Source organism: Anaeromicropila populeti (genome assembly GCF_900112775.1).
GTDB lineage: Bacteria > Bacillota > Clostridia > Lachnospirales > Lachnospiraceae > Anaeromicropila_A > Anaeromicropila_A populeti.
This window is the reverse complement of record NZ_FOYZ01000004.1, coordinates 287,979-312,052: the sequence shown is the minus strand read 5'-3', so window position 1 is coordinate 312,052 and position 24,074 is coordinate 287,979. Positions and strand designations below refer to the sequence as shown.

Annotated in this window: 23 protein-coding genes; 3 read left to right on the top strand and 20 right to left on the bottom strand. The window is 35.3% G+C overall.

The window, feature by feature from the left end; genetic code table 11:
* Positions 1-3: 3 nt before the first annotated feature.
* The 10 genes from BM305_RS07000 to BM305_RS06955 all read right to left on the bottom strand — a co-directional run bounded on the left by BM305_RS07000 (position 4) and on the right by BM305_RS06955 (position 11,443).
* Positions 4-1,218 carry a homoserine dehydrogenase gene (locus BM305_RS07000; RefSeq protein ID WP_092559979.1) on the bottom strand — a complete coding sequence of 405 codons (1,215 nt, stop codon included), beginning with the start codon at positions 1,216-1,218 and terminating at the stop codon, positions 4-6.
* Between the two features lie 17 nt (positions 1,219-1,235).
* Positions 1,236-1,679 carry an ACT domain-containing protein gene (locus BM305_RS06995; protein WP_092559978.1) on the bottom strand — a complete coding sequence of 148 codons (444 nt, stop codon included), beginning with the start codon at positions 1,677-1,679 and terminating at the stop codon, positions 1,236-1,238.
* A 175-nt stretch (positions 1,680-1,854) separates the two neighbouring features.
* Entirely contained in the window at positions 1,855-2,316 is a 462-nt protein-coding gene (locus BM305_RS06990; protein ID WP_092559977.1) for a chemotaxis protein CheW, read from the bottom strand.
* Between the two features lie 30 nt (positions 2,317-2,346).
* Positions 2,347-3,448, bottom strand: a protein-coding gene (prfB, locus tag BM305_RS06985) for a peptide chain release factor 2 (protein WP_177214602.1) whose coding sequence is annotated in 2 segments (ribosomal slippage) — positions 2,347-3,384 and positions 3,386-3,448 — 1,101 coding nt in all. Because the reading frame shifts where the segments join, the coding sequence is not laid out codon by codon here.
* A gap of 38 nt (positions 3,449-3,486) precedes the next feature.
* Entirely contained in the window at positions 3,487-6,054 is a 2,568-nt protein-coding gene (secA, locus tag BM305_RS06980; RefSeq protein ID WP_092559975.1) for a preprotein translocase subunit SecA, read from the bottom strand.
* 190 nt (positions 6,055-6,244) lie between these two features.
* On the bottom strand, positions 6,245-6,772 hold the full coding sequence (gene hpf / locus BM305_RS06975; protein ID WP_092559974.1) for a ribosome hibernation-promoting factor, HPF/YfiA family: 528 nt from the start codon (positions 6,770-6,772) through the stop codon (positions 6,245-6,247).
* Between the two features lie 722 nt (positions 6,773-7,494).
* A complete protein-coding gene (locus BM305_RS06970) occupies positions 7,495-8,976 on the bottom strand; it encodes a C40 family peptidase (protein ID WP_177214601.1) in 1,482 nt (493 codons plus the stop codon).
* A gap of 116 nt (positions 8,977-9,092) precedes the next feature.
* Complete coding sequence (trxB, locus tag BM305_RS06965; protein ID WP_092559972.1) at positions 9,093-10,016, bottom strand: thioredoxin-disulfide reductase; 924 nt, start codon at positions 10,014-10,016, stop codon at positions 9,093-9,095.
* Positions 10,017-10,042: 26 nt separating this feature from the next.
* A complete protein-coding gene (locus BM305_RS06960) occupies positions 10,043-11,002 on the bottom strand; it encodes a CPBP family intramembrane glutamic endopeptidase (protein ID WP_177214600.1) in 960 nt (319 codons plus the stop codon).
* A 63-nt stretch (positions 11,003-11,065) separates the two neighbouring features.
* Positions 11,066-11,443: a RidA family protein gene (locus BM305_RS06955; RefSeq protein ID WP_092559970.1), complete on the bottom strand. Its 378-nt coding sequence runs from the start codon at positions 11,441-11,443 to the stop codon at positions 11,066-11,068.
* Positions 11,444-11,580: 137 nt separating this feature from the next.
* Here BM305_RS06955 and BM305_RS06950 point away from each other — a divergent pair, with 137 nt between their 5' ends.
* Entirely contained in the window at positions 11,581-12,285 is a 705-nt protein-coding gene (locus tag BM305_RS06950; protein WP_092559969.1) for an acyl-[acyl-carrier-protein] thioesterase, read from the top strand.
* Between the two features lie 10 nt (positions 12,286-12,295).
* Positions 12,296-13,147: a CvfB family protein gene (locus tag BM305_RS06945; RefSeq protein WP_092559968.1), complete on the top strand. Its 852-nt coding sequence runs from the start codon at positions 12,296-12,298 to the stop codon at positions 13,145-13,147.
* Positions 13,148-13,198: 51 nt separating this feature from the next.
* On the opposite strand, the gene BM305_RS06940 is transcribed toward BM305_RS06945, so the two are convergent.
* The 8 genes from BM305_RS06940 to mreB form a co-directional block, all read right to left on the bottom strand.
* Positions 13,199-13,609, bottom strand: coding sequence for a flagellar protein (locus tag BM305_RS06940; protein WP_092559967.1), 411 nt, complete (start codon positions 13,607-13,609; stop codon positions 13,199-13,201).
* Positions 13,610-13,622: 13 nt separating this feature from the next.
* Complete coding sequence (locus BM305_RS06935; RefSeq protein WP_092559966.1) at positions 13,623-14,339, bottom strand: ComF family protein; 717 nt, start codon at positions 14,337-14,339, stop codon at positions 13,623-13,625.
* Positions 14,340-14,364: 25 nt separating this feature from the next.
* Complete coding sequence (locus tag BM305_RS06930) at positions 14,365-15,279, bottom strand: nucleotidyltransferase family protein (RefSeq protein ID WP_092559965.1); 915 nt, start codon at positions 15,277-15,279, stop codon at positions 14,365-14,367.
* 67 nt (positions 15,280-15,346) lie between these two features.
* Entirely contained in the window at positions 15,347-17,596 is a 2,250-nt protein-coding gene (gene recD2 / locus BM305_RS06925; protein WP_092559964.1) for an SF1B family DNA helicase RecD2, read from the bottom strand.
* Positions 17,597-17,650: 54 nt separating this feature from the next.
* Positions 17,651-17,992 carry a rod-binding protein gene (locus BM305_RS06920; RefSeq protein WP_092559963.1) on the bottom strand — a complete coding sequence of 114 codons (342 nt, stop codon included), beginning with the start codon at positions 17,990-17,992 and terminating at the stop codon, positions 17,651-17,653.
* Between the two features lie 25 nt (positions 17,993-18,017).
* Complete coding sequence (gene flgG / locus BM305_RS06915; RefSeq protein ID WP_092559962.1) at positions 18,018-18,833, bottom strand: flagellar basal-body rod protein FlgG; 816 nt, start codon at positions 18,831-18,833, stop codon at positions 18,018-18,020.
* Positions 18,834-18,843: 10 nt separating this feature from the next.
* Positions 18,844-19,620: a flagellar basal-body rod protein FlgF gene (gene flgF / locus BM305_RS06910; protein ID WP_092559961.1), complete on the bottom strand. Its 777-nt coding sequence runs from the start codon at positions 19,618-19,620 to the stop codon at positions 18,844-18,846.
* 77 nt (positions 19,621-19,697) lie between these two features.
* Positions 19,698-20,687, bottom strand: a complete 990-nt coding sequence (gene mreB / locus BM305_RS06905) for a rod shape-determining protein MreB (protein WP_092560006.1) — start codon at positions 20,685-20,687, stop codon at positions 19,698-19,700.
* Positions 20,688-20,960: 273 nt separating this feature from the next.
* On the opposite strand from mreB, the gene BM305_RS18955 reads away from it, so the two are divergent.
* Positions 20,961-21,131: a hypothetical protein gene (locus tag BM305_RS18955; RefSeq protein ID WP_177214599.1), complete on the top strand. Its 171-nt coding sequence runs from the start codon at positions 20,961-20,963 to the stop codon at positions 21,129-21,131.
* A gap of 131 nt (positions 21,132-21,262) precedes the next feature.
* Here the strand turns inward: BM305_RS18955 and BM305_RS06900 are convergent, their stop codons facing one another.
* Together BM305_RS06900 and BM305_RS06895 are read right to left on the bottom strand one after the other, a co-directional pair.
* The gene (locus tag BM305_RS06900; RefSeq protein WP_207649462.1) at positions 21,263-22,825 is read right to left on the bottom strand and encodes a methyl-accepting chemotaxis protein; all 1,563 of its coding nucleotides are present in this window, start codon (positions 22,823-22,825) and stop codon (positions 21,263-21,265) included.
* A gap of 305 nt (positions 22,826-23,130) precedes the next feature.
* Positions 23,131-24,054 carry a CPBP family intramembrane glutamic endopeptidase gene (locus BM305_RS06895; RefSeq protein ID WP_177214598.1) on the bottom strand — a complete coding sequence of 308 codons (924 nt, stop codon included), beginning with the start codon at positions 24,052-24,054 and terminating at the stop codon, positions 23,131-23,133.
* Positions 24,055-24,074: the final 20 nt, after the last annotated feature.

The following is a 24,074-nucleotide window of genomic DNA, read 5'->3' as shown; positions in this document are numbered from 1 at the left end:
TCATTAGAAACCAACACGGATTCTTGATACCATATTGTCAAATTTTTGTGATGCTTCTTTAAATTCACTTTCTGTCATTACATCTGTAATAAAAGCATATTCCGAGTCTACTCCTGCTGTTACTTCTTTTACATCACCAAATTCATTTTTAACTTGTTCAAATAAGCTGTTCTTATCTCCGGATAATCTAACAAAAAATTTATTAGATGCTTCATCAAAACTTGCTAACTCTAATTTTTTACTACTCCAGATCGTCATAATATTAGTGCCAAGATGCTTTGCTGCATCTACTACATCTGCTACTACTGCGCTTGCAGTTGGAAGTTTTCCAGCACCTTTTCCATAAAACATAACATCTCCCAGCAAATTACCTCTGACAAAGATACCATTAAACACATCGTTTACGTTATATAATGGGTTATTGCGATCAATCATCATTGGCGTAACCATCGCATAAACCTTATTTCCCACCTTTTTGCTTGTCCCAAATATTTTTATGCTGGCTCCAATTGCCTTTGCATATTTAATATCAATGTCCGTTATTTTTGTAATACCTTCTGTATAAATATCTTCATAATCTACCTGCATTCCATACGCAAGAGAAGTTAAAATAGCAATCTTTCTACATGCATCATAACCTTCCACATCTGCTTCAGGATTTCTTTCTGCATACCCTTTTTCTTGAGCATCTTTAAGTACTTCCTCAAATGCAGATCCTTCGTCTGTCATCTTTGTCAAAATATAGTTAGTAGTTCCATTTAAAATACCTGTAATTTCCTCAATTTCATCTGCTGTCAAAGATTGATTTAGTGGACGAATAATTGGAATTCCACCACCTACACTCGCTTCAAACAGAAAATTAACCTTTTTCTTTCTGGCGATTTCTAAAAGTTCAGCGCCATACTTTGCAACAAGTTCTTTGTTTGATGTACATACACTTTTTCCCTTTTCAAGTGCTTCCTTTACAAACTCATATGCTGGATGCACTCCACCCATTGTTTCTACAATGATTTGCACATCTGGATCATTTACAATAACACTAAAATCATGTACCACTTTTTCTTGAATTGGTGTTCCTGGGAAATCTCTTAAATCTAATACATATTTTACATTTATCTCGTTTCCTGCTCTTTTATTAATGCTGTCACGATTTGTGTCCAGAACCTCTACAACTCCTGAACCTACTGTTCCATACCCTAAAACACTAACATTTATCATGATGCGCCTCCTATTATTTATTCTCTAGCTAATATTTTCAAAGAATGAATTCCTTCTAAATGTTCTATATCATCAATCATTACAGTAACATCTACTGACGCCGGCAGAATCTCAACGCTTAACGTCAATGATGCAATTTTATTAACAGGAATACTTTGATGAATCGTCAAGATATTTGCTCCATGTTTTGCAACTTGATTTAGTACAAGAGACAATAGCCCTGGTGTATCATCCATTTGCAACATAAAAGTAATTGTTTTTCCTCTTGCATTTTCATGAAAAGGAAAAATATCATCCTTATACTTATAAAAAGAGCTTCTGCTGATTCCTACTACATCTGTTGCCTCTTGTACCCTTACCTTTGACTGACTCTCAATAATCCTCTTTGCTTCCACTACCTTTAATAATACTTCTGGCAGTGCCTTCTTTTTCACAATAAAATATTTATCATCATCTTTCATATTTTCATCCCTGTCATTTTCTCATAAAAAAATCGTGCAGCCATGTCCTCTCATGAAATACACTTGTTCTCTCTAGAAAGATATATTATCACATTTTGTTTAGGATTGCAAGCACATAAAAAAGACATTAGTAGATAACCTAATGTTATTCCTAATGCCTTCTCCGTTTTTACTTTTATTGTTGATTGATTAAGCCTTCTAAATCTGCTTTCTCTTGTTCATCTAAGAGTCCATCAATATTTAAAATGACACATAATCCATCCTCTACATTTGCAATGGATTGAATATATTTGGTCTTATCTCCTTTAATAATGAAAGGAGCTTCTCTAATTGCTTCTTCGGCTATTTCAGCTATTTCTTTTACTGCATCCACTTCAAGCCCTATTACAATTCCACCTGTCTTTACAATGATAAGCTTTGTATTCTCTGTTGGTTCCACCTTTGGCATGTTAAACTTCTGACGCAAGCTAAAAACTGGAATCACTTCACCTCGAAGATTTATAATCCCTTCGATATAGCTCGGTGCATTTGGAATCGAAATAAATTCTTCATACTTTTCAATTCCCTTAATGTACTGAACTTCTACTCCATATGTCTCTTTTCCTATTAGAAACAAAATATGCTTGATAGCTGCCATACTTGTTACCTCCTTAATAATTAAGCTTAATTACACAGACCACTTTAAATAAGCATTAATGAACGGGTCAATATTTCCATCTAAAACACTGGCCACATTTCCAACCTCTTCATTTGTTCTATGATCTTTTACCATAGTATAGGGTTGCATTACATAAGAACGGATTTGATTGCCCCAGCCTATTTCCTTTACTTCGCCCCGGATTTGAGCTTCTTTTTCCATATTTTCCTGTTGCTTAAGCAGATATAGCTTTGCCTTTAACATTTGCATTGCCTTGTCCTTATTCATATGCTGTGAACGCTCATTTTGACACTGAACTACTATTCCTGACGGAAAATGTGTAATTCGAATAGCAGAAGAAGTTTTATTAATATGTTGTCCTCCTGCTCCGCTGGAACGATACGTATCAATTCTGATATCTTCGTCTGCAACATCAATATCAATATCATCTTCAATGTCAGGCATAACATCACAAGATACAAAAGAGGTCTGTCTTTTTCCCGCTGCATTAAACGGCGAAATTCGCACTAAACGGTGTACACCCTTTTCTGATTTCAAATAACCAAATGCATTTTCACCTCGGATTTCTAAAGTAACTGATTTCAATCCAGCTTCATCACCATCTAAGTAGTCAATCATTTCAGATGTAAATCCTCTTTTGTCAGCCCATCTTTGATACATACGGCAAAGCATACTTGCCCAGTCACAGCTTTCTGTACCACCTGCGCCGGCGTGTAATGTCAGAATGGCATCATTTTTATCATATTCACCTGATAACAGCGTACTAATTCTAAGTTCTTCATAATCCTCAATAAACTTATCCAATAATTCTTCAATCTCAGGTATAAGCATTGGATCGTTTTCTTCATACCCCATTTCAAGTAACGTCTGAATATCTTCAAGCTCATTACAAAGATTTTGGTATTTTTCCATAACACCTTTTAATCCTTTTAGTTCCTGCATTACACGCTGAGAATTTTCTGGGCTATCCCAAAATCCAGGTTCTTCCATCTCTTTCTCTAATTCCTCAACCCTCAGCTTTTTATTTGCCAGGTCAAAGTGAATCCCCCACTTCAGTTAACGGTTTTTCATAAGCTGACAGCTTATACTTGAATTGATCCAGTTCAACCATTTAATCACTCCATTTCAAAATTAGTCTTAATAATCGTATTAGTAATTTTTACCACAGCACTGTTTATACTTTCTTCCACTTCCACATGGGCACAAATCATTTGGCTGAATTTTCTTTTCTTTCCTTCTTACTGGTCCGTTGGCTGATTCATCTTTATTAGTACCAGTTACCTTGGCAACCTGCTCTCTCTCTATATTCTGTTCAATGCGGACATGCATCAATGCCCTTACAGTTTCTTCTGTAATTGCTTTTGTCATTTCACCGAACATCTCGTAACCCATAAATTTGTATTCCACTTTTGGATCTCTTTGTCCATATGCTTGTAGACCAATTCCCTGTCGCAGCTGATCCATATCATCAATGTGATCCATCCATTTATGATCAATAATTTTTAATAAAATAACTCTTTCTACTTCTCTCAGCTGTTCTGGATCTGGAAACTCTGCTTCCTTTGACTCATACAGCTTGACAGCTTTTTCTTTCAGCATCTGTATAAATTCTTTTTTATCCATATGCTTTTGCTGTTCTTCTGTCAGCGTAATCTCTTCTAATGGAATAATTGGAATCAATATGTTGTTTAATTCGCTGACATCCCATTCCTCTGGATGCTGATCATCACTAACCACGCCATTTACACTATTTTCCACAACATCAGAAATCATTTTGAAGATGGAATCACGCATACTTTCACCATCCAGCACTTTTCTGCGCTCTTCATAAATAATTTCACGCTGTTCATTATTGACCTGATCATATTCTAACAAATTCTTTCTTATTCCAAAGTTATTATTTTCTATTTTCTTCTGAGCATTTTCAATTGCATTACTTAACATTTTATGTTCAATTGGTTCTCCTTCTGGAAATCCCAATGAATTAAACATTCCTAGTAAGCGTTCTGAACCAAACAGTCTCATCAAGTCATCTTCTAATGAAATATAAAATCTGGATTCACCTGGATCTCCCTGACGTCCTGCACGACCTCTTAACTGGTTATCAATACGTCTGGATTCATGTCTTTCTGTACCAATAATCATCAGACCGCCTATCTCCTGCACACCTTCACCAAGCTTAATGTCGGTACCACGTCCAGCCATATTAGTAGCAATTGTCACAGCGCCTTTCTGACCTGCGTCAGCAACAATTTCAGCTTCCATTTCGTGGAACTTGGCATTCAGAACTTTATGTGGTACTCCTTTTTTCTTAAGTAAAGCACTGATTTCCTCAGATGCCTCAATTGTAATTGTACCAACCAGCACTGGCTGCCCGGTTGCATGAGCCTCCACAATCGATTGTACAATTGCATCTAACTTTTCTTTTTTCGTTTTATAAACAGCATCTTGATGATCTATTCTTTGAACAGGTAAATTAGTAGGAACTTCAATAACATCCATTCCATAAATATTTCTAAATTCCTTTTCCTCTGTTAATGCTGTACCAGTCATACCACACTTTTTATTGTATTTATTAAAAAAGTTTTGAAATGTAATCGTCGCAAGCGTTTTACTTTCTCTTCTAACCTTAACATGTTCTTTTGCTTCAATAGCCTGATGAAGACCATCAGAATACCTTCTTCCAGGCATTATACGTCCTGTAAATTCATCAACTATTAGTACTTCTTCATCTTTTACTACATAATCTTTATCTCTAAACATTAAATTATGTGCACGCAATGCAAGTATAATATTATGCTGAATTTCCATATGTTCGGGATCCGCCAGATTTTCTATATGAAAGAAATTTTCTACCTTCTTTACACCTTGTTCTGTCAATGATAAGTTTTTATCCTTCTCATTTACTACAAAATCTCCAGTCTCCTCTGTATCCTCTTTCATCAGAACATCCATCTTGGACAATTCCTTCTCAGTACCTCTTTCCAACTGCCGTGCCAAAACATCACACGCCTCATAAAGCTTCGTGGACTTCCCGCTCTGTCCAGAAATAATTAATGGTGTTCTTGCTTCATCAATCAAAACAGAGTCTACCTCATCCACAACTGCATAATTCAAATCACGCATTACAAGCTGTTCTTTATATATTACCATGTTATCTCTAAGATAATCAAAACCCAGTTCATTATTTGTAGCATAAGTAATGTCACAATTATAAGCTTCTCTACGCTCATCGTTGTCCAAGCCATTTAAAACAACGCCTACCTTCAATCCCAGAAATTCATGGATTTTCCCCATCCATTCAGCATCACGCTTAGCCAGGTAATCATTTACCGTTACGATGTGTACTCCCTTTCCCTCTAATGCATTCAGATAAGCTGGCAAAGTAGATACTAACGTTTTTCCTTCACCTGTACGCATCTCTGTAATTCGGCCCTGATGTAAAATAACACCGCCTATTAATTGTACCCGGTAGTGTTTCATACCTAATGTTCTAAATGCTGCTTCACGAACAGTTGCATATGCCTCCACTAGAATATCGTCTAGTGTCTCGCCATCTTTTAATCTATTTTTAAATTCTGCAGTTTTATTTTTTAACTGCTCATCTGTTAGTTTTTGATACTCGCTGTCCAAGGCTTCAATCTTATCCACAATAGGATTTATAATCTTCAACTCCCTCTCACTATGTGTACCAAAAAGCTTAGTCATTATACCCATCAGTTTCACTCCTGTACTCTAAATTTCGCAATGGTTCTATTCGCATCCCATTACAATAACCCATATTTCATTGTACCATTACGTCCTTAATCAATCAACTAGTTTTTTCTGTTCCCTATTAAGTGTAGAAAAAAGGTGTATAAAATGCACCTATTCTGCAAATTATACACCCTTTCCATATATCTTTTCACTAAAATTCTGGTTCAATTAATCCATAAGTGTTGGCTTTTCTTTTATAAACCACATTTACCTCGTCTGTTTCTGCATTTCTAAATACAAAAAAGCTATGTCCTAATAACTCCATTTGTATACAAGCTTCCTCTGCATCCATTGGCTTCATCGCAAACTTCTTAGAACGAATAATTTTGATTTCTTCTTCATCAGTGGTCTCTTCTTCCACAAATGACATATTGAAATTGACAGCTGCCTGCTTTTGTTCTAATAGTTTGTTTTTATATTTCCTTAATTGTCTCTCTATAATTTCTTCTACTAAATCTATGGAAACATACATATCTGAGCTAACCTGCTCAGCTCTTACAATATTTCCTTTCATAGGAATAGTAACTTCAATTTTTTGCCTTTCTTTCTCAACACTTAATGTCACATGAATTTCTGTATCTGGAGCAAAATATTTTTCAAGCTTTCCTATCTTATCATAAATTGCAGATTTAAGTCCTTCTGTTACATCAATATTTTTTCCACTTATTATATAACGCATACGGCCCAACTCCTTTTGTCTTTTTTTATTATTAAATAAAAACAAGTACAAGCATATTATACCACAAATAAAGTATAATTCAAGGGAAATACCATAAACATCCTTTTTCTTTTAAAAAAATAATATTTTGATAAATTTGCCGAATACATGCTAATTGTTAGACAACTTCATGTCAAGTGCGACTATTTAAATTTTCTAACTTTGCGTGTTTTTATCACTTAAAACAAAACATACATTCGTACTTGACACTTTTTATCCTCAATTAACATTAACTTATTAAAGTGGATAATGTGGATAACTTTGTGCATAACTTAATTATAACCTGATTTTCGCTTTATTGCATGTGGACAACTTTTTTCCTTTTTCCACACCAAATGATTTCTATTATTTTACACGCATAAAAATTGGACAACTTTTTGTGCAAATCAACTAAAACCTTTTCTGTCAAGAGGTTTAAAAATTTTTTTACAAAATAAATTTAACTTGCAATTAAATATATTTAAATCTTTTTTTTGATTATTCACACAATATTAGAAAGAAAAAACTGAAAATGAATATTCACTATTAATCTATGCCCATTGCCTAGTACACTTAATAATGGGCACACCACTAAAAAACGGCAGAATGCATCTGCCGTTTAAACATAATATCTCTATTTAACTTATCAAAACTGCCTTAAATGTAATCTGTTACTTTACATTTAAGACAGTATATTTATCTCTTTATTGCACTACTCTTCTTGCACAATATGGCTCTCTGTAGTATAAATTAGAAGTGGTAATTCCTACTTTATAAGTACTTGCATGAACTACTCTTCCCCCACCGATATAAATAGTAACATGATTCACACGTCCATTGCTGGCATAAAAAACCAAATCGCCAGGTTGTAATTCTGAAAGGCTGATTTTTTTACCTGTTCCTGACTGTGCAGATGATGTTCTTGGCAGACTCACACCAAATGCCTTAAAAACAGATTGCACAAAACCTGAGCAGTCTGCACCATTTGTAAGACTTGTCCCACCATAAACATAAGGATTGCCTACAAACTTTAATGCGTAGTTAGCAATACTTGAGCCAGAACCCGACTGCACTGTTCCACTGGAGCTAGAGCTGGTTGAACTACTTGAACTCTTGCTACTTGAGCTCTTGCTACTTGAACTCTTGTTGGTTGAACTCTTACTACTTGAAGTTGAACTGCTTGAATTGCTTGAATTCGTACTGCTTGCTTGTTTCTTAGCTTCTTCTGCCTGTCTTTCTTTTTCTCTTTCAAGTTCTGCTAATCTAGCTTCTTCCTGACGTTTCAATTCTGCCTGCTCTTCCTCTATTGAAATGGCATGTTCAAATTCTACGCGAATATCAACATATTCCTTTGAAACAAAACCCTTTGTTCCTTCTTCCCCTTCATTTCCTTCATCAACAACAATTTTAACCCATTCCTTATACTCTTTCTCAACTAAATATTCTTCATCTATAGGAATTAAAGTCAAAACTGCTGAATCCAAACTCTTATCCGCTCTTACCTTTAAAGTTGTAGTATTTACTTTGGCCCACTTTGTACCATATGTACTTACCAACTCTTCTGCGTCAAAACCAATTGCCAAGAATTCTGATTTAATATATCCTTTTACAGATCCCGACTCGATTTTCACCCATTCACCTTTTGTTTTAAGAATAGTTGCAGCTGATCCTTTATACAGCTTTCCTAATACTTCACTATCTGTGTTAGCTTCTTTCCGTATGTTAACATAGTTATCTGCTATCGAAATACCAACATTAGCATATTCAGATACAGGTTCTTCCTTTTCTTCCACTGGTGCTTCAGATGTTTGGGGTGTTTCAGATACTTCTGGTGTTTCAGATGCTTCCGGTGTTTCTGATACTTCCGGTGTTTCTGATACTTCCGGTGTTTCTGATACTTCCGGTGTTTCTGATACTTCCGGTGTTTCTGATACTACGGGTGTTTCTGTTGCCACTGGTCCGATAACCGTATCCTGCGTAACTCCTTCTACCTCCATAATTGATGCACTTACAGCAGTATCTTCTTCTGTTGATTCATAATATTTATCTAAAGTTAATGATATTCCAGCTAATCCTGTTTCAGTTGAAAGCGTCGCTGAGTGGATCTTAGACACCTGCACACAGGCAAAAATAGTAGCTGCCACACCTAATCCAATTGCCGTTTTTCTAATGGTTGCTCTCTTCATGCTTTCCTCCATATGTTAATTGCTTGTCATAATTGTTACAAAATTATTAATCTTTCTTGTAACAATTATAACAAGCTACCCCCATAATGTCAAGCAATAATTGGATTCTCGCCTGTTTACAATTGATTAATATATTTTTCTACAGCTGTAACTGCGTTAGCTCCATCTGATGCTGCTGTAATAATTTGTTTTAACGGTTTTGTTCGAATATCTCCTGCTGCGAAAATTCCTGGAACACTTGTTTCACAAGACTCATCTGCAATAATATACCCCCTGTTGTCTGTATCAACAACTTTTTCATACACCTGTGAACTTGGTTCATAACCAATTGCAACAAATATACCTGACAAAGAAATGGTTCTCTTTTCGTTGGTTTTTACATTTTGCACTATAATTCCTTCTACCATTACATTTCCAAGCACTTCTTCCACTGTGCTGTCCCATATTATTTCAACATTTTCCATGGAATTTAATTTTGATACTAGACTTTTTGCAGCCCGGAACTCATTTCTGCGATGTATTACATATACTTTTTTACACAATCTAGCTAAAAATATAGCATCTTCTATAGCAACATCCCCGCCTCCGACAACCGCAGTTTCTTTATTTCGAAAAAATGCACCGTCACAAGTTGCACAATACGATACACCCATTCCTGACAGTTCTTTTTCTCCTTTTATACCAAGATTGCGTGGCTTGGCTCCTGTTGCAATAATTACTGCTTTTGCACAGTATTTTTCTCCATTTTCCAATGTCAATACTTTAATATCTCCATCTAGTTTAAATTCTGTTACATCGCCATCAATAAATTGAACTGATAACTGCTCACAATGTTCCCTAAACTTTGTTGCCAAATCATATCCACTAACTCCTGGAATTCCAGGGTAATTATCCACTTCATATGTGTTAATTATTTGCCCGCCACTCACCATATTCTTTTCAATAACAAGTGCATTCAATTCTGCACGGCTTGCATAAATGCCTGCTGTCAGACCTGCTGGGCCAGAACCAATAATAATTAAATCTAAAATATTTTCCATTTAACAACCTCACCTTCATATATTTTTCAGCTGACTTCGGTTAAAATCATTATTAAAATGCAAATTCCCATCCCCATAGCAAGTGGAATCGTAATTAGCTTCTGTCCTGATTGTCCTTCTACATTTTTAACCTGATTTTTTTGTCCAAAAACTTTCTTTATATACTCCCATCTTCCTTCATTTTTTACAATAACAGTATACAGTATAATTGCAATCATTAACGTTGCAATTGCATAAAAGCTATAGCCAAAGCTAGCAGTCAATATCTCTTTTTTAGTTAAAGTTCTATTTAGCATCAACTTATCTGCCATATCCTCTCCATATACCTTAATTGCTGCCTCCTGCAAGTATGGCTTGATATAAAGTGTCATTACAGAGGTAGCATTAATGCAGAAATGCACAATCATAGAACTTACAATAGACCCCGTGCCTTCCACTAGAATGGCAAAAATCATTCCCATTACAAATGCATATGAGAATTGATTGAAATTTAAATGCAAAAGTCCAAAAAGTAATCCGCAAAGCAGCACACCTCGTCTTGCATCTATCTTTCTATATTCCGTAAGAAATGCACCGCGGTAAACGCTTTCTTCTAATAACGCTGGTATTACAGCAATAATTATAAGACTCAGTACTAATGGTTTTCCCTCTACAATACTTTCCAATTTTTCATTAATTACATTTTCAGAAAATAATAGAGAAAGCATATTAATTAATTGCATAATTGGCGTAATAAAGAAGGAAAACAATATTAGCAAAAAAACATTAACTATTTTAATTTTGTTAAAGCGAAAAAATTCTTTAGCATTAATCTTATTTTTTAAAACATAGGCAAAAGTTGGAATCACTAGTATGATCTGATTAAATGCCAATGAGAGAAAAAAATCGTCTCTAGGCAAACCTAGTAAAACATATAAAACAGAGCCGCCTACTGCTGAAACAATTGTCCACAAGAAAATTTGATTTATTTCATTTACTCTAGTCATTTTATTCTCCTGTCGTTCCTTTTGAAGGTTTACCATACTCTAGCTTTTATACGTAAATAAAACTTATTTGTAAGCAATTGCTTCAATTTCAATTAATACATCCTTTGGCAGCCTGGCAACTTCAACACAGGATCGTGCCGGATACTCTTTTGTAAAATATTTTGCGTAAATTTCATTTATTTTTGCAAAATCGTCCATGTTTTTAATAAATACAGTTGTTTTAATTACCTTTTCTACACTTGTTCCAGATTCAGTTAATAATGCTGCTAAATTTTTAAATGCCTGTTCTGCCTGAACTTCAACAGGTCCTGTAATAAGCTGACCAGTTGCTGGATCAATAGGGATAATTCCTGATGTATAAACCATATTATTAAATTCTATTGCCTGTGAATATGGTCCAATTGCTGCTGGTGCTTTGTCAGTACTAATTATTTTCTTCATTTTTCTACCTTCCTTTTCTATTTATCCTATCTAACTTTGGTTTTCTTATCCATTATAGCTTATATTTTTTTTCTTTTCACTAGTTTTTTTTTATAGAAATGCTATAATAAGAGAATCATATTACAAAGGAGATTACCATGTATAGTTTTAAAAGCAGAATTCGGTATAGTGAAGTTAATGAAAGAAAGACTCTTGATTTGTCATCTGTAATCAATTATTTTCAAGACTGTAGTACTTTTCATTCAGAAGATACCGGTAATGGCATTGATTATTTAACCAGTCAAAATCGAGTTTGGCTTTTAAATTCATGGCAGATTATTGTTTATCGTTATCCTGTCTTATTTGAAACCATAAAAGTGAGTACTAATCCTTACTCATTTAAAAGTATGTTTGGATACCGGAATTTTATGATTCAAGATGAAAATGATGCGGTATGTGTTGTTGCAGATTCAAAATGGATTTATTTGAATTCAGATACACTGCGTCCCGTCCGCGTAGCAGAAAGTGATATTGCTTCTTATGGTCTAGGTGAAAAAATACCAATGGATTATAAACAAGGTAATATTATTCTCCCAGAACAGCGTGTCAGTAAAGAACCTTTTCCTGTTGTACCAGCTAATATTGATACCAATCATCACGTGAATAACGGGCAATATATTAAGATGGCAGAAAACTACCTTCCTGACCAGTTTTCAATACGCCAGATGCGTGCTGAATACCGTTCTGCTGCAACTTTGGGAGATGTAATTTATCCTGAAGTTGCTTTGACAGATACATCTTGTACTGTTTGTCTGGCTTCAGAAAACAAAAAGCCTTACGCCATTATAGAATTTATTAGCTAAGGAGGCTGACATGATAGAATTAGGCAAAGTTCAAACCTTACAAATTGTAAGTGAATCAAAATTTGGTGTTTATTTGAAAGACACCAACTCCCCAAAAGAAGAAAAAGTTTTACTACCTAAAAACCAGGTAACAACAGATATGAAAATAGGAAGTGAGGTAGAGGCCTTTATTTACAAAGATTCTGAAGATAGAATAATTGCAACTACCTCTGTTCCTGCTTTAACACTTGGAGAAATTGCACTACTAAAAGTGAAAGAAACTACCCAGATAGGTGCCTTTTTAGACTGGGGCCTTTCAAAAGACTTATTCCTGCCCTTTAAAGAACAGACAAGACGGGTTCAACAGGATCAGCAGGCACTTGTAGCCCTTTACTTAGACAAATCAAGCAGACTATGTGCTACCATGAACGTTTATAACTACTTATCGAATACCAGCCCTTATAAAAAGGATGACAAAGTGTCTGGAATTATATATGAGATCATTGACAGCTTTGGTGCTTATGTTGCTGTTGATAAAAAATACTCTGCAATGATTCCTAATAAGGAACTGTTTTCACAGTTAAAAATTGGAGACTGGGTTGAAACAAGGGTTACTGAGGTAAAAGAAGATGGACGTTTAAATCTTAGTATTCGTGACAAATCTTTTCTTCAGATGGATACGGATGCTTTACAGATTTATAAGGAACTTCTGAAATATGGTGGCTTTCTGGGCTTTAATGATAAGAGTTCACCTGAGGAAATTAAAAATCGTTTTAATCTAAGCAAAAATGCTTTTAAACGTGCCATAGGTCATTTGTATAAAGAACGGAAAATTACCATCTGTGATGATGGCATTGAAGCTACTGAATATTCAAGAAAATAATAATTATATAAAAAACAGTGTACTGACCATCTGGCGGTACACTGTTTTTCGTTATTCGTGATCTAAAAATCTCATTTTATGGTTCACACCAGTATTCTTTTTAAGTGTTCCCTCAATTTTAGGTTTTGCATAAAGATTTTCCAAGCCAGACGCCATCTTATTTTTACAGTCCTTACAGAATCGCCCTGTCTTAATCATTGCCCCACATTTTTCACATGCAATTCCAATTGGCGAATCATCAGAAAAGCTTAGTCTTTCATCACGTATCCACTTTTTTATCTGGTTGACTGTTACATCATTTTCTTCTGCAACCTCCTGTATCCCTGCATTTGGATTATCATAAACGTAAGCTTTCACTTCTTGATATTTTTCTTCCAAAGCATTCTCACATTTTGGACATATTGGTGCTCCTCCCATATAATTAAAAAGTCTTCCACACATTTTACAGTTTCGTACTTCCATCTCATTCACCTCCTTAAATACCTCGGCCAATACACAAACTTACAAAATACACTTTTTTTACTCCTGCTGAAATTAATACCTTGGTACATGCTTCTATCGTGCTTCCCGTTGTGTAAATATCATCTACAAGTATTACTTTTTCAAATTCTTTTGACTGCCAAGTATCCATCTTACCTATACAAAAAGCCTGTTCAAGGTTTAAAAAACGCTCCTTGTTGCTTAATTCCTTCTGAGGTGTCGTTTTTCTTTTTCTAATTATTATATCAGAACAAACTGGAACTTTTAATTCCATACTTAATTTCTCCGCAAAGAGCTGAGCTTGATTAAACCCACGTTGTCTTTGCTTTGAAATATGTAATGGTACTGGCACCAGCACATTGGCATTTAGTTGTAATAGTTTATCCTTAAATTTCTTTAAAAATTCCTCCGCATAAAAGTCAATATACTCACGCCTTCCACTGTACTTATAATGTCCAATAGATTTTTTGGCAACCTCATCGTATATCCACAGAGCATATCCTGCTTCATAATGAAACTGTTTCTGATTACAATCATAACAATATTCTGCTTCCTCATCCTCAATAGGTTTACTGCACTTCTTACATCTTGGCTCCTCTATTACAATAAGGCCGGGCATACACTCGGGGCAGGCTTTCTTTCCCCTCTGGGCAATAATATCATCACATATGGGACATCGTCTTGGGTATAGTAGCCGTATTCCTGTTTCCATTATCTCATAAATAAGCTACCGCCTCCTAAGAAAACAATTTTTCAGGATAAACACCTTCAGATACAAGACGTTTAAAGGACTCTACCACAACTTCCTTATCTTCTTTATAGGTAACACCAAACCATTTGTCACCTGTATTTAAAACAGAAACTTCCGCTTTTCCCTCTTTTATCATATCATCAATAATTGCAGGCAATAAAAACTCTGCTTTTAAATCGCCCTCTTTGACATTGTCTAAGAATCTCCTAAAACGGCTTTCTAATTCATTTAGAAAATCTGGCGTTAACCCCCACATATTCATGGATACAGGAACATCTAACTCCAATTCAATCTCTTTTCCATCTCTGATAGCAGCTGCCTTATCTCCTTTATGGCGAATCTCGTGAGTTTCCGTCACTTCTCTTAATATCCCGTCTTTACCCACAGAGCAAACTCCTCTTGTTACGGTTCCATTCTCACTTAACGTATTCCCCAACAAAAAACCTGCCATGCAAAAATGGTACTGTCTGTCTGTTGCTGGAGGATCATTTAAAAATGTGCTAATAATCTTAAAGCCTTCTTTTCCATAATAATCATCTGCATTAATTACAACAAAGGGCTCCTTTACCTGTCCCAAACAGCTTAAAATTGCTTGTCCTGTTCCCCATGGCTTTGTCCTGTCTTCTGGCTTTTGATATCCTTCCGGAAGATTATCTAATTCCTGAAATACATACTCTATCTCAATATATTTTGATAAACGGTTTCCAATTACTTCACGAAAATCTTCTTCCAAATCCCTTCGAATGATAAAAACCACTTTCTTAAAACCAGCCTCGATTGCATCATAAATGGAATAATCCATAATTATTTCACCACTTGGCCCAACTGGTTCAAGTTGTTTTACCCCGCCAAATCTGCTTCCCATTCCAGCAGCCATTATTACTAAAGTATTTTTGCTCATAGCTACCTCCTTTATTATTCTGCTCTAATTTCATTATACCTCACAGCAAGAAAAAATGCACGCGCTTTTACTCTTGCATTTGTATTTCTGCCAATCTCAAATCAAGGCTTGAATAACGTTTTGTTTCACTAATGTTTTCAATCATTTTCTCAATCGTTTCTCTCTTACCAACAATTGTCACACACTTTTTAGCTCTGGTAACGGCCGTATATAATAAGTTTCTGTTAAAAAGCATTCTAGGGCCTGTTAAAAGAGGCATCACAACAGCTGGGTATTCACTTCCCTGAGATTTATGGATAGTAACCGCATATGCCAGCTCCAGTTCATCTAATGCTGAAAAACCATACTGAATCGCCTTTCCTTCTTCAAATATAACCGTAAGTGTTTCCGCAAACGTATTGATTTCCTTAATTGTTCCCATATCACCATTAAAAACACCAGTTCCCTGATCTATTGTAAACCCATGTTTATTCTTAATTTCCCACTCAATCTGATAATTATTCTTAATCTGCATAACTTTATCCCCTACTCGAAAAAATCCCTCACCTATAACTTTTTCATTTTTATCAGGAGACGGTGGGTTTAAATATTGCTGTAATACCTGATTAAGTTTTTCAACCCCTAACTCTCCTTTTCGCATTGGCGTTAAAACTTGTATATCATAAGGTGCCGCATTTACGTAACCTGGAAGTTTCTGCATGATAAGCTGCAACATCACATTGATAATAACCGGCGCAGTTTCTCTTTGAAGCAAAAAAAAGTCTTTACTTTTGTTATCTAATGCAATACTTTTTCCTTCATTTATTTTATGTGCATTTATTATAATATCACTTTCAGCCGCTTGTCTGAATATTGTTGTAAGCCTCACCATCGGAAAACAGTTAGAATAAATAATATCCCTCAGCACATTGCCCGGACCAACGCTAGGAAGCTGATTCTCATCACCAACTAATATTAATCTGGTTCCAACTGCTGTCGCTTTTAACAAAGAATTCATGAGACTAATGTCTACCATTGACATTTCATCTATTATCAAAACATCTGTTTCTAGGGGATTTGTTTCATTTCGTTCAAAATGGTTTCCCTTTTCACTTTCCACAGAACTTCCAGATATCTCCAGCAATCTATGTATTGTCTGGGCTTCAAATCCTGTTGTTTCAGACATCCTTTTTGCTGCTCTTCCTGTTGGTGCTGCTAAAAGAATCTCCATCCCCTCCGACTCAAAAAATCGAATTATTGTATTGATGGTTGTGGTTTTTCCTGTACCTGGTCCACCTGTTACAATTAAAACACCATTTCTAGCTGCCTCCATAACAGCTTTCCGCTGCATTTTATCCAATTCTAATTTTGTGATCTTTTCTAAATTTTTCAATCTCTCTTCTAAATCATCCTCATAAACAGAATATGGAACATTTAAATCCAGCAGCATTCTGGCACAGTTCAATTCCATATAATAAAATGCAGATGCATATATCATAACATCTTCTTCTGTTTCCTTCGCAACGATCTTCTTATCGATCACTAAATCCATTATCTGATTTTCTATCTTTTCCTTATCCACCTGTAATAACTCTTGCGTTTGTGCAAATAATTCTCTCTTAGGCAGATAGACATGCCCATTGGTGCTTGCGTATAATAGAACATGATGGATTCCTGCCTTTACTCGATAATCTGAGTCTGTGTTAATTCCTATTTTTTCAGCTATTTCGTCAGCCTGTTTAAACCCCACTCCATTAATGTCTTCTGCCAACTGATATGGATTTTCTTTTATAACTTCATATAACCGATTACCATAGGTCTGATAAATTTTAATTGCCAGATTCATTGTAATACCATACTGCTGCAAGAAAATCATCGCACTTCTCATTTCTTTCTTTTCTTCAAACTGCAAGCTTATTTCTCTGGCCATCCGCTCACTAATACCTTTAATTTCTGACAGTCTTTCTGGTTCTTCTTCAATGATTCGAAAGGTATCTTTTTTAAATCGTCTGACAATTCTGGCTGACAATCCTGGACCAAGACCTTTAATTGCACCTGATCCTAAATATCGTTCAATAGAAAGCATATCTTCTGGCTCTTTTATTTCATAATTTAAAACCTTCAGCTGTTCACCATATACCGAATGAGAAGTTAGTTCCCCCTCCACTTCAATAAAGTCTCCTTCATTAATAAAAGAGAAAGTTCCTACACAGGTCATCTCTCCCTCTTCTCCTGATATATTTAATACAGTATACCCATTGTCCTTATTCTGGTATACAATTCGCTCAACATATCCACTAATTTTTTCTGCCAACGTAATCTCCTCATTACCATTCATTATTCCTCACATTATTACAAATGCGTCCAATAACTGGACGCATTCCTTACTTTATTATAATCCGTTTCGCTTCATTGATTCATACAACATCTGAGCAATCCCATAACCACTGTTTTCTGTGGCTTCCTCGGCATAAGACTCCGTCATCATATCACCAAAATATTTCATATATTCATTATCCTCGTCAGAACTCTGTACTGTCTTCTTCATCGCCTTAAAAACTTGTTCTACAAAATAAGATTCAAAACTCTTGCATACATCCAGTAATTCTTCATCTGTGGAATTAACCAACTGACTCTCTGACAATGTATTTTGTAAATTCTGTGCTTTATTTGTTGAAGAAAGACTGCTGGATTGATACAAATCCAAATTGCTATTTCCAATTGAAATCGACATAATATACAATCCTTTCCTACTCAGTCTATTGCTTTAAGTTATTCGCCATTTGAAGCATGTCATCTGAAGCAGTAATTACTTTAGAATTCATCTCATATGCTCTTTGAGCTACAATCATACTTACCATTTCATCTACTGCCTGAACATTGGATGCTTCCAGATATCCCTGCCAAATGGAACTTTTCATCTTTGTAGTACCATCTACTTCTATATTCGCAACTCCTGATGCATCTGTCTCAACTACTAAACTGTTTGAAACCTTTTCAAGTCCCGCACTGTTTGCAAACTGTGCCAAACCAATCTGAATCCCAATTGGCTGTGGATTATTATTAGCATCTGGATAACACAAACGTCCACTGGAATCAATGCTCAACTTATCGGCGGAATATGTATCAGGCACGACTATTGGCTGTCCATTCGTGTCCAATACAGGATTACCTTCTGCGTCACTTAATGTAAGACCCTCATTTCCAATTGACATTTGAAAAGCTCCACTTCTTGTATATCCTGTTCTTCCATCACCCATCTGAACCATAAAAAAACCAGTTCCCTGAATTGCAAAATCAAATGAATTTCCTGTCTGGGTCATATTTCCTTGTGTATACTGTGAAGTAATAGCTGCTGTCTTAACACCTAACCCCACCTGAACACCTACTGGTTTCTGCTCTCCATCTGCATCTGTGGATGTTTTCTGTATTGTTTGATATAATAATGATTTAAATTCAGCCGTTTCTTTTTTATATCCAGTCGTATTAATATTTGCCAGGTTATTAGAAATTGTATCAACACATAGCTGCTGTGCCGCCATACCGGATGCAGCTGTCCATAATGATCGAACCATATTCAGCCTCCTAATTTACTTTTCCCATTTCATTTACGACTTTCTGTAAAGTCGAATCTACACTTTGAACAACCTTATAATTTGCTTCATAAGCTCTTGTAATGTTAATCATTTCTACCATTTCTGAAACAACATTCACATTAGACTGTTCTGTATAACCCTGAAGTATAGAACCCGTATTTTCCTTTGGAGTCGCACCGTCCACTGCCCTATACAAGTTTGTTCCATATTTTTCAAGATAATCATAATCCTCAAAATCCGCAAGTTGAATTTTATCAATGTATTCTTCATCTGCATAGACAGTTCCATCGCTATCTATCACAATTTTCCCTGAATCTACAGGTACTTGAAGATATCCCCCTGCTGTCATGAGATGATTCCCTTCTGAATCTACCACATACCCATCTTGTGACACTTTAAACGTTCCATCCCTTGTATATAAAATGGATTCATCTCCATTTTCATCAGCTACACTTACCTGAAAGAATCCATCTCCTTCTATTGCTAAATCAAATGTATTCCCAGTATTCCTTAATGACCCTTGTCCATAATCTGTATAAACCTCGCCCACTTTAACTCCAAGACTCATGCTGCCAACTGTTTTATTGGCATATGCCTCTGATCCGTCTCTGATTTTAATGGTAAGTAATTCATCGAAAGCCTGATTTGAAACATTTTCCTGCTTATATCCAACCGTTGCAGCATTAGCCAGATTATTACTGATAATATCCAATCTTTTTTGTTCATTCTTCATACCACTATAAGCAGTATATAAGCCTCTTACCATGGTTAAGCTCCTTCCTTCAATAACTACTTTTCACTTCCCCTATATATATCGACAAATCTGCTTCAGAGTTTATAGGCTCAGTCTTTTTTTCCGCTTAAAAATTCAACATATTTTCCCGTTCCAATTGCTACAGCAGTCATAGGATCTTCCGCAGTCATAGTTGTAATTCCTGTTTTCTCCTCTATCAATGTTTCCAAGCCATTTAATAAGCTTCCTCCTCCTGTTAAAACAATACCTCTGTCTGCTATATCTGCTGCCAATTCTGGAGGTGTTCTCTCCAAAACGCTGTGTACTGCCTCTACAATTTGTGAAGTGGCTTCTTTTAAAGCTTCCTCTGTCTCTTCTGAAGTCACTGTAATTGTCTTTGGAAGACCTGTTATTAAATTTCTTCCCCTTACATCCAAGGATTCAGACTCTGGTCTTGGAAACGCCGTTCCAATTTTAATTTTAATATCTTCAGCTGTTCTTTCACCAATCAATAAATTATGTTTTTTACGCATATATCTTACAATTGCTTCATCAAAATCATCACCAGCTATCTTAATAGAAGTACTTACTACAGTACCGCCAAGAGAAATTACGGCAATGTCAGATGTCCCGCCACCGATATCTACAATCATATTACCACAAGGTCTTGTAATATCAATTCCTGCTCCAATAGCTGCTGCAATTGGTTCTTCAATAATTGCAACGTCCCTTGCCCCTGCCTGATATGTTGCATCTTCAACTGCTTTCTTCTCGACTTCTGTTACCCCACTAGGTACACAAACACTAATTCGAGGCTTTCTAAATCTTTGCTTTCCTACGGTCTTTTGTATAAAATACCGCAGCATCTTTTCAGTTACATTATAATCAGAAATAACGCCCTGTCTTAACGGACGTACTGCAACAATATTACCTGGTGTTCTACCAAGCATTAGCCTGGCTTCTTCACCAATTGCTCTAATTTTATTAGTATCACGGTCAAAAGCCACAACAGATGGCTCCTTCAAAACCACACCTTTTCCTTTTATATAAACAAGTACACTAGCTGTGCCTAAATCAATTCCAATGTCTGAACCTAACATGATATAACTCCTTTCAACACCATTCTGACAACCACCAATTGCCAAAATAATAACTCTATCCATATTTGCTATCATACTCATAACCAGTATGCCGCTTATTGTTCTATTCTTTATTCATTTTCACCATTCGTAAGATAAATAAACATATACATTTTCATTATAAACATATTCCTAGTATTTTTCAAAGGATATTTTTCAAAATATAAATTTTTTTTTTACTATATTGATGTATATTTTTATTATTTTAGGGAATTCTCTTATTGAGGTGATAATATGTCTTATGTGGCACCAGCAATTCGTGAAAAGTTTGAAACTTTATCTGTGAACCTTAAAAATGCAATTTTAGAAAGAAATGTGCAGCTTAATACCATTCACGACCTAATACATGTCTTAGAAGATATTGTTCGAGAAGGAGAGGCTGAAGAGGTTCATACAACAAGTTAATAGTTAGAAGGCAAAGACGTTTACTAATGATGACTTGTAATAATCGGAGTATTATTTCACGAACTTAGTAACCTCAGCAAAGGGCATGTCACAAACTTACTGTTTTGTAAGTATGTGGGATGTCCTTTCTTTTATCTTTTAACAAAGCTTTCCACAATGCTTTGCAGATTGTGAGTCTGTTGAGAAAAGTCCCGGCTGACGGCATAACTTTCTTCTGCCGCAGACTGATTACTATTAGAAATATCTGAAATCCTATCCAGGTGCTTTCTCATTCTATCTACATATGCATTTTGACTTATACATGCCTTTGTAATTGCATTTACGAAAACATCCGTCTCACCACATACCTCTTTTATCTGTTCTAAATCATCCTCTGTCCGATTCGTTACTTCTACACATTCTGTAACAATATTTAAATTTTCACAAAGAAGCCTTTTTGTATCATTGGCAGCCTTTGCACAATTCAGTGCTAATTTTTGAATTTCGGACGCAACAACATTAAATTCTTTTCCGTGAATGCCTGCTCGTGCCGCCTCAATGGACGCATTTAGAGCTACTAGTTTCGTTTGGCGTGTAATTTCTTCAATAATAATTATAATAGAATGAATTTCTTTTGATTTTTCATCTAGTTTTTTAACACAGTCCTTTAGCTGTCCCATGTTTTCTCTTCCCCTTTGAACTACATAAACCGTATCAGAAAACCGATCTGATAAATTTGCAGATCGTTCTTTTGTCTGCATCACCTCATTGCAAATTTTGTCTACATGCCCGAATAACTTGTTTACAGAACGAGTTTGTTCATTTGCTCCTTCCACAATATCAAAGGAAACATTAGACAATTCATTAGATGCACTTGCTATCTGACTAGAGCTGTCATTAATTTGATTTAACATCTGAGCAATAAAGCAGCATATTCTTTCCAGAGAAGTCTGAATTGGTACAAAACTTCCGACATAATGATATTTAGGCGAAAAAGCTATATCCTTTTCTTCTATTTTCTTTAATGTTGTTGTGATATCTTCGATGTACTGTTTCAAGTTTTGTACCATTTTTCTGACTGAACTACATAGAACGCCCAGTTCATCCTTTGACCTATGTTGAATTATTACTTCTAAATTTCCTTTTGAAACCTGAATCATTGCCTGCTCAATTTCTTTAAGTGGCTCAATAATGCTCTTTGTTGTTTTTTTACAAAGATAGATTCCACTCACTACCCCGCCAGTACTCAAAAGAAGAAAAAGTATAATCGTAATACCCATCTGCATTTCAGACGTATCCATATATAACGCCGCATATTTATCTGCCTGCAATATTACATCATCTAGCGTCTTTGTAATAGTTGTTAGGATAGGTGCATAATCATTTTTATATATCTTTAGTACATTCTCCATATCATTCCTGTCTGCTGCTTTTAATATTTTTTCCCTATATCTCACGGCCTTCTCTAACTCTTGCTCTAATGTTTTTTTTGACTCCTTTGTTATGCTTTTAATGCTGTCACTGCTTGTATATATTAATTGTAAGTGGTGTACCATAACCTGGTACTCTTTTTCTGCCTCTTCCACATACTTTTTCTGCATAGCTTCCTTTTCTGTCAATAATGATTTATAAATATATTGCTGAATTTGTGAAGCTGCTTCCTTAGCACACATTGAATTAGTTACCATAAAATAAGAATCTTTATTAAACTGCATGAGTCTGGTGTGCATAAAAAAGATACTACATATGCTAATCAGAATAATCAAAACGGTAATAATCAGATTGTATACATTTGCATATTGCAATCTTTTGGCTATAGATATATTTCGAAAAAATAAGTTCCTTTTTTTTATTGAAAAAGGAACTCTCTTTTTTTTCATTGGTATACGATTAACAAGACTCCCTAGCAAAACCGTCATAGCTTATGCCTCCTTCATTTGATTTCTCAAATACTTCATTTAAAGAGAGTTTATCTTGTTATAATTAACCTGGTATCATAGCAAGGTTAAGAATGTGTAAATTATTCTTCTATGAAATTTTTGACACTTTTTCTATAATAGAACTGCACAAACAAAAGCATTACTATGCTGATAATGGTCACCAATATGCCACCTTCTGGTCCAAAATTACCTCCTGTGAAAATGTCTTTCCTTTTTACAGCCAAATTAATTACTGTTGGTGTTTCAATCCCACTTACCAAAAATCCATATATGCATCCCTGAAAAATATTCCATGTAATGTGGCACCCTATCGGAAGCCATATATTCCCTGACTTATAAAATGCCAGCGAAAACGCAAAACCTATCAATATTAAATTAATCATTGCTGCCCACGATACTCCATTATTGCCTAAATGGAGCACCCCAAAAATAATTGCAGGTGCTGACATTATACACCATTTATTTTTAGAACGTCTTAATGCCCCCATCACAAAACCCCTGGACAAAATTTCTTCTGCAAAACCTACTGCAACAAACATAATAATATAAAATAGAAAATTCCATGAAACAGGTGATTGGATAGAACGGATTGTAACTCTTTTTGTTACAAATAGAAATATGAAAATAATACTCATGGCAACAGTTCCCATTAGTAAACCCACTACAAAATCTTTTTTTCCCTCTTTCCAACTCACAAGTCCAATTTTAGTAAGAGGCTCCTTTACGAAATGACGCCAAGAAAAAATAGGCGCAAAAATAAGAACAAATTCCTGTATTACTGCACTTAAATAATAAAATATTTTCAAAATAAAACGTTGCTGAGATACATCACTATTTAGTACATTCATCAACTCATTGAGAGTAAACCAGCCTGTAATACTTCCTACCACTGCATACACTAACTCTAGTATAGAAGTTAATCCAACAAGTGATATCAGTAAGATACAAAACCCCAGCATTAATATCCAACCACTTCTTAATTTTCCGTCTTGACTTTTAAACATAATTTTCCTCCCAGTCATAA